Raw genomic sequence first — 10,235 nt, forward strand, 5'->3', positions numbered from 1 at the left:
TTGATTCAGACGGTAATTTTATTCCAGAATCAGTAGGTGTTACTTTCGATGCCAATACATTGACTATTGAAGAGACAAAAGCAGGTACTTATGTCTTTTACGATCAGTCAAGTGCAGCACCGTTGGCGACAATTGATATTCAAGGAACGGTAGTCGAGCATATTACCGATATTCTTACAGAAACAACAGTAAAAGAAGAAATATATCAATCTATTGCCACGCAAGGTAAAGCATTGGAAAATGTTGATGGAGCGTTGATTATTGATGGAGGAGAACAAGCGGTTTTAGCCAAGACAAAAATCAATATAAAAGATCAAGGAGTTTCTGTCAATAAGATTAAACCTGGTAAAGAAGGACAATTGTTAATTACCAATACTTCAGGTGAAGTGCAATGGATAGATGCCACAGATGAAGTTATCAAAGAAGTATTGGCTTCCAACCAAGCGATTACACTAATCAAAGATTTAGGCAATGGAACGTTTATATACTATAACGAGTCTTGCTTTGATTCAGACGGTAATTTTATTCCAGAATCAGTAGGTGTTACTTTCGATGCCAATACATTGACTATTGAAGAGACAGAACCTGGGGTTTTTGTGTTTGCTGATAAAAAGGAAGTTTTACACTTACTGGATACTAGAGCAAATCATATTATAGTTGATGATTCTACACTTGGAACTGGGCATGCTAATGTACAGGAGGTACTTGAAACTTTGGTGGATCGCATGGAAGTATTAGACAATCAAACAGGTACATTAAGTGGTAGAGGGATTTTGATTAACAATAGTCAATCGCTGGATAAGGCAGTATTGCAAGATGTAAATCTATCTTTAGCTCAAGCTGCTGTAGGAACAGAACATTTGCAAGACAAAGCGGTACAAACAGCTCAATTAAAAGACGGAGCTGTAACAGAACGCAAATTATGGGCAGGAACTGGAAGAAGTAGTTTTGTACCTGTAGCTCAGGCAGATGGAAGTGTAAAATATGAGGCGATATCTACTGTATTAAATGGGCAAGGTTTATCAACGGATAATTCTTTGATTCTTCAGGGAGATGCTTCTTCTGCCTTATTGCAGGCTGTTGAACTTCAGGTTGCACCAAATGGAATCGTCTCAAAACACCTAGAAAATAAAGCGGTTACTGCAGCTAAAGTTGGGTCTGAAGCAGCTGACAAAGGAGCTGTTTTAACAGCAAATGGGGCAGGTGGCGCTGTATTTATGCCGATGGGTGAAGCAATAACCCAAGTAGTACAAGGTGATATTGTAGGAGATGAAGAACAGAGTATTCTCGTGTTTGGTGGAGAAAATGTTTTGGTTGGTGATTCAACAAAAACGGTTAGTGTTGCCTTAGCTAAAGGAGGTGTAAAAAACAAACATTTAGCTGATCAGACTGTTTCTGCTTCTAAGCTTACAGCAGGAACAGCGGCGGTAGGAACAGTTGCAATGGTTGGTGAAGAAGGAGCAGTTAGCTATCAATCGTTAACTGCTGATGTATTGAAAGATAAAGGAACAATTACAACGGATGGTATTATCACTGTATCGGAAGATGGAGCGGATGCTGTATTACGTGATATTACATTAGGTATTGCTGATCAGTCAATTGTTGCAACTAAATTAAATGCAGGAACAGCAGCAGTAGGAACAGTTGCAATGGTAGGTGAAGAAGGAGAAGTTAGCTATCAACCGCTAACTGCTGATGTATTGAAAGACAGAGGAACAATTACAACGGATGGTATTATTGTTGCTTCAGATCAAGGTGTAGATAAAGTATTGGCAGATGTGCATTTGAACATTCAAGAAAAGAGTATTACAGCACAACAATTAGCTAATCAATCAGTAAGTACTGCTATCCTTGAAGACCTAGCTGTTACTCACGAAAAAATTACTTCTGGTACAGTAGGAGAAGGTCGTGTGTTGTTAAGTGCAGCGGATGGAGGAACTAAGTGGGGAGAACTTGAACAAATTTATGATGAAGTAGCAGGAAATCTGACAACAGATGATATTATCATTATTTTACCCAATAATGAAGGAGAAGAAGTAACAGGAACACGTGCTTTATTAAAAGATTTGACTTTGGGAATTCAAGATCAAAGTATAACCAACAAACAGATAGCCAACCAAACTGTCCAAATTGAAAAATTAAGTAGTGAGGGAGCTGATCCGGGAATGGTGATGGTTACAACAACAACAGGAGGTTTTACTTACGTAAATAGGGAAAGTATTAAACAAAAAGGAGAGGATTTAATCTTGCATGATGGGTTGGAATTTCTTGTTGGAAATGGACAATCGACAGTATTAGCAAAGACAGAGATCGGTATTGAAGATCAGGGAATTACAACTGGTAAGTTGAAAAATGGTGCTGTGACAACTGCGAAGATTTCTTCAGAAGGCGCTGCAAATCACGCTGTTTTAACAGCAGATGGACAAGGAACAGTAACTTATCAAGTGTTGAACGAAAATGTCTTTTCTGACGCAGGAGCAGATTTGTTATCTGATGGATCAATTGAAGTGGCAGCAGGAAATAAAGCTTTGTTGAAAGCCACAACATTAGCCGTTGCTGAAGATGGGATAGATACAAAACATCTGAAAAATCAAGCAGTTACAATCGATAAAATTAGTTCAATAACTGCTGAAATAGCAGCAACGGAGGGGGCTGTTTTACTAGCAGATGGTTACGGAAAAGTAAATTTTATTTCATTGGAACAAGCCGTTTCAGAAAAGGGAAAACCGATTATATCAGACACTTCAATTTTGATTCAAGGAGGTGAACAGGCTGTTTTACAAACAGTAAACTTTCAAGTAGCACCAAGTGGAATTCAAACGAAACACTTGGGAAATCAAGTGGTAACTACTGATAAAATAAGTACTAAAGGAGAAAGTGAAGGATTGGTTTTAGTTACAGATGGAGAAGGAGGAGCGTCGTATAAAACAGTAAGCGAGACCATTGCAAACTCTGGAAAAACTGTTCAAGCAGGAGATGCTATCACTGTATTAAATGGAGAACAAGCAGCATTAAAAGATGTTACAATTAGTTTAATGGATTTAGGCGTAACTAATACGAAAATTGCAGATCAAACGATTACATCGATTAAGTTAGATGCGCAAGATAGTCCTAAAGGAACTATATTAACAGCAATGGGAGATGGTGAAGCTCGATTTGTTGCTATGGAAACTTATGGAAGAAAATTAGATACTGATTCTTCTTTAGTGGTATCTAGTCAAGAAGGAATACTTTTAGCTCCAGCCTCTATTCAAGTAAATGAAGCAGGTATTCAAACTAAACATTTAGGGACTAAAGTTGTGACGATAGATAAAATGTCTTCTGTGGTAGGGGGAGATTCACAAGAAGCAAAAAAAGTTTTAATTACCGATGGAGAAGGTGGCTTTAATTTTGGAACAACAGAAGAACTTTTATCAAAAGGAAATATTGTGCAAGGTGGTACGATTAGCGCCGTCAGTGGAGGTGTAGGAGCTGTGTTACAAGATGTAACGTTAGAAGTGAATGCTCTATCAATTGAAACTAAACATTTACAAGATAAATCAGTTACTTCTGCTAAGTTAATGGACAAGGCGGTAACAACTGAAAAAATCAATAACGATGCTGTCGGATATACTCAATTGAAACGAAATTCTGTTTACGGTACAGTGATTAAAGATGAAGCAATCACAACAGAGAAAATAGCAGCTAAAAATGTTACAGCAGAAAAGCTTTCTTCTGCAACGGAAAAGGAGGGAGCCGTATTGGTCGCAGATGGAAATGGAGGTGTAGTTTATAAATCAATCAAAGCTAGTATGCCTAAGTTTTTCTATCTTCCTTCAATTTATTTGGATGTAACACCTGGATTAAGTGGCAGTAGAAATATTTATGAGGACTATGCCAAACAGTTTGGTCAACCGAAATATGCTAGTCCAGATGCAGGAGCTAATGCTAAACTTCCTGTTTTGCCTGCTAGTGAATTGAACTTTTATATTACTTATTTGGATGAAAGCATCTTTGAAACGCTATCAATTAACAACGAGGGGGTTTTCAGTTATAAAATAAAAGAAGATGCTGTTATAACTGATAATTCATATTTGAATATTGTACTTGAAGTAAAAGAATAGTGTTTTAATTAAGTTTTTATACAATAGGTCAAAAACGGATCTTTTAGAAATAATTAAATAAAAAATCTGCTTTGGTTTTTAACTAAAGCAGATTTTTTATTTAATTATTTCATCTAATAGTATGGTATTTGTGTTGTTAAAGATAAATTTAACGAATAAAAATGTAAAAAAGATGTGAGGACCTCTTTGTAAACTTATTAAATATAAGAGTTTTTAATGTCAGTTATTATTGAGTTTACAATTTCACATATATAACTTTATGCTTGATAAAACTATAAATGTTTTTATCAGTTAAAACTTTGCTTTCATACTTATAAATGAAAGTTTATAGTACTCTTACAAAGACAAGTTCTTTTTTAAAATATTTTACTTTCTAACTCAGTATTAGATAGTTTTCTTTTCAATTATTTGATTTTTTATTGTTTTAACGTAAATTTTAAATTTTCATCTTTATAAAGTAGGATATACTAAATTCTTTATTTCCGTTACATTACTTAAATGAAAGTAAGTGTTAGCTTTTAAAATTTAGTAATCCGAATAGGGGAGTAACTATAGTTATAATTGGCTTTGTTTGTTTTAAAGAATAAATAAAGTAGTTAAATATTTATGAGATTAAATTATTTACTAGGGAGTATACTTTTTGGATAAAAAATGTTAATGAAAGAGTTTTTGTATTTTTCTTGTTGTTTTTAGTTTTTATTTTTGTGCTTAATTTGATAAAATATCAAAAAATAATACAATTTTATTTTTGTTTTATGTGATGTTTTAATGTTATTTAATGAGCTTTTATTTTTTTATAGTTGAGTAAGAAATAATACTCATAGAGTGTATTCTGGTATACCTGTTTACATTCTGACTCTAAAAAAGGAGCTGTTATTATAGAATATTACTATTTATAGTATATATGAAGGACTAAGTTGAAAATTTCTTTTAGTTTTTTAGATTATGGAAGACTGTTTTCTTGTACTAAAATGACCAAAGTTTTATTTATAAAAGTCAAGATTTATATAGCAATTACAGCTGTATATATAGGATTTAAATATATATATTAATAGTGTTTATGATAAATTATATTCTATTTATTTTTTATTTGTTATAATTATTGTAAATTATGTAAATATATTTGTAAAATTAACCAAAAGATATTATTAAAGTGTTTAAAATAAGTATGAATCAGAACTGTTTAAAAATAATTTTGCTGCTATTTTGCAATGTTTATTATGTATCTCATGCTCAAGTAGAAGAAGATAAAATTGAATTAGTAAATACAGGTATATTTTCTGTTTCTCCAGGAACTATTGTTGCTACAGAGTTTGACTTTATTAATACGTCTAAAGGAAAATTTACCAACGATGGGGATATCTATTTTTATAAAGACTTTACCAACGACGGAATTTATGGTATGTCATCTATACATAAGACATCTTCTGCTTATTTTGTTTTAAATGATGAAACAAATGCTAAGCTGATTAAAGGTAAAGGTCTATCATCTTTTTATAACATTGTATTTGATAGTAAATTAGATGGTATTGCTTTCGATTTGAAGAATAATATAGATATCCAAGGACTAGCTTCTTTCAAAAATGGAATTATTAAAGTAGATGCCTCAAAAAAGTCAGAAGAGCCTTTGTCGATGGGTATGGTGAGTTTTTTGCCTAACTCGAAACATGAAAATGTAGGAGATCATGGTTTTATAGATGGTGAAGTAGAAAAAATTGGTTATGAACCATTTGAGTATCCAATAGGACAAGGAGATTATTATCGACCTATTTATATTAGTGCAATTACTAAAAAGGAGTCTACAATTGTAGCACAATATTACAAGGATGATTTTTTATTTTTTAATCAACATAAAGAAACAGCAGGAGTAATCCAAGATATAAATAATAAAGAATATTGGAAAATATCGGGAAGTTCAGTAGATGAACAGAGTGTTGTTTTGAGTTTGAGTTGGGACGAACGTACAACACTTTCCGATTTGTTAGTTAAGCCTGAAGATAACTTACATATTGTACGTTGGGATGCACAACAACAATTGTGGGTTGATGAAGGTGGAGTCGTGGATATGTCTTCCAAAATAGTTACTACACCAACACATATTAAAGGTTCAAGCTATTTCACCTTAGCTACGGTTAAGAAAGATTGGATCTTGGATGGGGATATCGTTATTTACAACTTGGTAACACCAGATGGCGACGGTAAAAACGATTACTTTATCATCGACAACATCAACAAATATCCGAACAATACCGTAGAGATTTACAACCGTTGGGGAGTAAAAGTATACGAGACAAAGGGATATGATCCACAAGGCGATGGAAGTTCTAACGTATTTAGAGGGTATTCCGAAGGTCGTGTTACGGTTGATAAGAACAAGAAGTTACCAAGTGGTACGTATTACTATGTGGTGACCTATGAGTATAAAGACGACAATGGAAGTCGTATGATTAAGAAAGCTGCAAATTTACATTTGGAGACGAATTAAATCTCAAATAGATGAAACTAAGAAACACAATAAAGATAGCTCTTGTTAGTATAGGTTTTTTTGGCTTTCTGCCAACCTATGCGCAGCAAGATCCACAGTATACACAATACATGTATAATCACTCGAACATCAACCCAGCTTATGCGGGGAGTAATGAAGGATTAAACATATTTGGCTTATATCGCACCCAATGGGTAGGTCTAGAAGGAGCACCTAAAACGGCTACTTTGTCAGTGAATACTCCTTTGGGGGATTCAGGCTTGGGTCTAGGAGTGAACTTTGTCAATGATCATTTAGGGGTGATGGACGACAATACCTTATCGGTAGATTTATCGTACGCTATTGATTTGAATTACAATTATAAGTTGGCTTTTGGATTAAAAGGATCAGCGAACTTACTGGATGTCAACTACAGCAAGTTGCACATTTACAATCCTTCTGATCCAGTAGCGGAGAGCGATATCAAGAATAAGTTTACGCCTAATATCGGAGCGGGTTTGTTCTTGTACTCTGATAAGGCTTATGTAGGTTTATCTGCGCCTAATTTGTTGACTCGTTCTCGTTACAACGACAACGACATTAAAACTCTTCGCGAGAAAGTGCACGTATATGCAACGGGAGGATATGTTTTTGATTTGACAAACGACATCAAATTCAAACCCGCAGCGATGGTAAAAATCGAGCAAGGCTCCCCTTTACAAGCAGACGTATCTGCGAACTTTATGTTTGTTGATAAGTTTACCGCAGGTATTGCTTACCGTTGGGATGCTTCGGTGAGTGGGTTAGTAGGATTCCAAGTTTCGGAGAACATCTTTGTAGGGTATAGCTACGATGCTGAAACGACCAAACTGGCGAATTACAACTCAGGCTCACACGAGATTTTTATGCGTTTTACATTGTTTAACGGCTTTAAGCGCATCACTGCGCCAAGGTTCTTCTAAAAGGAAAAAAAAGATGGTAAAACAGATCATACAACTGGGTCTTTTAAGTGCAGCATTGAGCTTTAGCCTTGGAGGATACAGCCAGATAAAAAAAGAAAAACAAGGAGATAAAAACTTTGATCGCTTGGCTTATGTCGATGCCATCAAAGTATATGAACGCATCGCTGATAAAGGTTATGTCAATACGTCTATCTTACAAAACTTAGCAGATGCGTATTACTTCAACGGCAAATTAGTAGAGGCAAACAAGTGGTATGCCGAACTCTTTGAGGGTTCGTATGAAGATAAAGACACGTCCAAGCTGACTTCAGAATACTACTACCGCTATGCTCAAACGCTTAAAGCAGTAGAGAATTACGACAAGTCGAAAGCGTTGATGGATCAGTTTGCAGCGATGGAAAAGGAGGATTCTCGAACGGAGTTGTACAACAAAAACCGCGATTACCTCACGCATATCGAAAATCATTCGGATCGCTATGACATTAAGCTGTTGGATTTGAACACGGAGTATTCCGACTATGGTGGAACCATCTTAGGGGATCAGTTTATCTTTACTTCTGCTCGTGCTACGGATCACCAAAGTGGCAGTCAAATCCATTCCTGGACCAATGAGAGCTTTACTAGCTTGTATCGTTCTACTATTGGGTCTACTGGATTTTCAGAGCCGGAGTTATTTGCCGCAGAGCTTCAATCCAAAGTAAATGACGCAACAGCTGTGTTTACACAAGATGGCAATACGATGTACTTTACGCGTAACAACTCTAAAAACAGCGGAAGAAGCAAACAAAACAAGGAGAAAACCTCTTTGTTGAAATTATATAAAACAGTAAAGCAATCGGATGGGAAGTGGGGACTAGTAGAGGAGTTGCCTTTTAATTCAGACAATTTCAATACAGCCCATCCTGCTTTAACTCCAGATGACAAGTGGTTGTACTTTGTTTCCGATCGCAAAGGGACAGTAGGGCAGTCTGATTTATTTCGCGTTGCTTTATATGAAAATGGAGGATATGGCGAAGTAGAAAATTTGGGTAAAACGATCAATACGGAAGGTCGCGAGAGTTTTCCTTTCATCTCTTCGGATAACCAGCTTTACTTTTCCTCGGATGGACATCCTGGTTTAGGAGGAATGGATATTTTTGTTTCTAAGCTTTATCCCAACGGTAGTTTTGGTCCTGTAGTTAATCTGGGAACCCCAATTAACAGTAGTTTAGATGATTTTGGTTTCTATTTAGACCCAAAACAAGGCAAAGGATTTGTAAGTTCAAACCGCACAGGAGGTAAAGGATCTGATGATATTTACTTTTTAGCGGAGAAACCGTGTAAACAAAGTATCGAAGGAACTGTCTATGATAAAGACACCAATGAACGCCTAGTCAATGCACGAGTTGTAATTTCGAATGGCTTGTATCAGAAACTAGATACTTTATACACTAATAGCAAAGGATATTATATCACTACTTTGTTAGATTGTGGAAATAAATACCGCATCAAAGCTGAGAAAGAACTTTACAATACTGTAGAAGTAGCCTTTAATATCAATCGAGAGCCAGGGGTAAAGACGGTGAATATCGGATTAGAAAAAACGGAGAAACCACTAGAGGTTAACGATGACTTATTCAAGAAATTACAGTTGCAACCGATCTACTTTGATTTTGATAAATCGAATATCCGCAGAGATGCTTCGATTGAGCTCATGAAAGTAGTAGAGGTTATGAAAGAATATCCAACGATGAAGATTGATGTTCGTTCCCATACGGACAGTAGAGGAAATGATGCTTATAATATGAGTTTATCAGATCGTCGTGTGAAATCAACAATCAAGTGGATGATTGAACAAGGTATAGACCCAAGTCGTTTAAACGGTCGAGGTTACGGAGAGAGTCAATTGCTCAACAAGTGTAGCAATGGCGTACCGTGTACTGCTGAAGAACACCAATTAAATAGACGTAGTGAGTTTATTATTACAGAGGTATAAGAAAGTTACATATAAATAGTAAAATTTTGTAAAGGCATTAAAGCAATAGGATGAGAAGGAGTGGGGACCTGTAGAGTAATTAGAGTATAGTTAACGATGATTACAATACATCTCATCCTGCTTTAAGGCCTAACTATTGAAATTTACATTCTAAATAGAAAAAAAGATATGTTTCTAAAAGCACAAAATAGGATATAAATGTCATAAAATAAAACACTTTAAGTATAATAAAAATAGCTAGTTAAATGAAAAAAAGATGGATTTTACTCAGTGCTTTTTGCGCAAGTGCAATAAGTCACGCTCAAGTTGGAATAGGGACTGCAACTCCTAATCCATCATCTCAACTTGAGATATCTTCTGATAAGCGAGGGATTTTAATTCCACAGGTTACATTGAAGAATCTTACAGATAATAAAACAATAAGCAACGGAAATGTAGAAAGTTTATTGGTATATAATACAGCAGCTAGTGAACAATTACAGCCAGGATATTATTTTTGGAAACAAAATACTTGGACTCGTTTATTGACTGAAATTGATGACAAAGTAGTAGATTTTCCGATTATTAGTAAGTTTGTAGTGGAAGAAGAACTATTGAAATTATATGATACACATAATAATTTTGTAGTTATAGATTTAGAAAAATTAAATGTAATAACGACTTTAGTAAAAGATGCTTCAGGTAATGGACAATACACTTATACCAATGAGGCAGGAACACCTGTAGTTATC

At 35.1% G+C, this 10,235-nt stretch carries 4 protein-coding genes and 1 pseudogene; all 5 read left to right on the plus strand.

Going from position 1 to position 10,235, the window contains the following annotated elements:
- Positions 1–4,103, plus strand: a pseudogene (locus tag HX062_RS11165) (hypothetical protein); the annotation flags it as partial.
- Between the two features lie 1,168 nt (positions 4,104–5,271).
- A complete protein-coding gene (locus tag HX062_RS11170; protein WP_286467460.1) occupies positions 5,272–6,588 on the plus strand; it encodes a T9SS type B sorting domain-containing protein in 1,317 nt (438 codons plus the stop codon).
- 11 nt (positions 6,589–6,599) lie between these two features.
- Positions 6,600–7,529 (plus strand): PorP/SprF family type IX secretion system membrane protein, encoded by a 930-nt coding sequence (locus tag HX062_RS11175; RefSeq protein WP_286467461.1) that lies wholly within the window; start codon positions 6,600–6,602, stop codon positions 7,527–7,529.
- 13 nt (positions 7,530–7,542) lie between these two features.
- Positions 7,543–9,504: an OmpA family protein gene (locus tag HX062_RS11180; RefSeq protein ID WP_286467462.1), complete on the plus strand. Its 1,962-nt coding sequence runs from the start codon at positions 7,543–7,545 to the stop codon at positions 9,502–9,504.
- Between the two features lie 245 nt (positions 9,505–9,749).
- The coding region (locus HX062_RS11185; RefSeq protein WP_502888504.1) for a phage tail-like protein at positions 9,750–10,235 on the plus strand (486 nt) is incomplete at its 3' end.

The organism is Myroides sp. DF42-4-2 (assembly GCF_030326445.1).
GTDB lineage: Bacteria > Bacteroidota > Bacteroidia > Flavobacteriales > Flavobacteriaceae > Flavobacterium.